We start from the raw sequence: 1,231 nt of genomic DNA, 5'->3' as shown, positions 1-1,231 counted from the left end.
CGCTCGTCAATGGCGCGCGCGGTGCGCATCACGCCACCGTCAGCGGAGCCAGCCGCGTGTGGAGCCCGACCTGGGCGATGCGCAGGTACTGCTCGGTGACGTCCGCCAGGCGGTCCACCTCCTGGGTGACGGCGCCGATGAGGTCCTTCACCTCGGCGGCGTCCTCGGGGGTGGCGAAGCGGGCGGCTTCAAAGCCGTCCTGGAGCAGCTCCACGTTGAGGCCAATGGAGGACAGGGGGTTGCGCACCTCGTGGACGATTTGGGCGGAGATGCGGCCCACGGCGGCGAGCTGCTCGGCGCGCATGAGGGCCTCGGCCTGGGCCTTGAGCTGGGCCTCGCGGGCCTGGAGGGAGCGGGCCATCTGGTCGAACTCGCGGGCCAGGACGGCCACCTCGTCGTCGCCGCGCACGCCGAGCTGGGCGTTGTAGTCACCGCGGCCGATGCGGGACACGCCGCGGATGAGGTTGCGCATGGGGCGCAGCGTGCGTGCGGACCAGGCGGTGGCGCCCACGCCCACTGCGATGGCGGCCACGGAGAAGCCGATGATGAAGAGGCCGGTGGTGCGCTCGCGCTCCTCGGCGCCGTCCACGCGCTCGCGGATGCGGTTGGAGAGGGCGGCGCGCAGCACGCGAATCTCGCGGCCGATGGCGTTCTCCTCTTGCCGCAGTCTGGCGGTGGCGACGGTGACCTGCTCCCGGTCCGGGCTCTCCGTGGCCAGGGCGGTGAAGACGGCCTCGGCGGCGCGGCCGTAGTCGCGGTAGCGGGCCTGGAGCTCGCCGAAGCGGTCCTCCAGGCTCCGGATGAAGGGGGCCTCGCTGTCGGGGGCGGAGGCCAGCACCTCGTGCGCCTTGGCCTGGGCGGCGGCGAGCCGCTGCGTCATGAGGGGCGAATTGTAGGTCCGGGCCAGCCGGATGAAGGCGCGGCGGATTTCGACGTTGCCCTCTTGGATGAGGCGCTCGGTGTCCTTCTCCTGGGTGGCGTGGAAGGTCTCCAGCTCCGCGGCGTCCTGGGAGAGCTGGAGGTAGCCCTGGCTCACGAGCCGTATCTCCAGCCGGTTGCGGTGGAGCTCCGTCACGCTGAACAGGGACACCAGCCCGAAGGTGCCGAGCACCACGGCGTAGCCCAGGAAGATGCGGGTCGCGAGGGAGAGCTTCACGGGCATTCCTCGCTACGTGGCGGGCCGTCCAACCGCAAGTCTCGTCTCCAGGGGGCGCGGGCGCCTGCTCGGGGG

General features: G+C 71.9%; 1 pseudogene. It reads right to left on the bottom strand.

Going from position 1 to position 1,231, the window contains the following annotated elements:
* Positions 1 to 70: 70 nt before the first annotated feature.
* Positions 71 to 1,162: pseudogene (locus G4D87_RS37945) on the bottom strand (HAMP domain-containing protein); the annotation flags it as partial.
* Between the last annotated feature and the right edge of the window lie 69 nt (positions 1,163 to 1,231).

The organism is Myxococcus vastator (assembly GCF_010894475.1).
Classification (GTDB): Bacteria; Myxococcota; Myxococcia; order Myxococcales; family Myxococcaceae; genus Myxococcus; species Myxococcus vastator.
The sequence above is the reverse complement of the archived record's forward strand: the minus strand, read 5'-3'. Positions and strand labels throughout refer to the sequence as shown.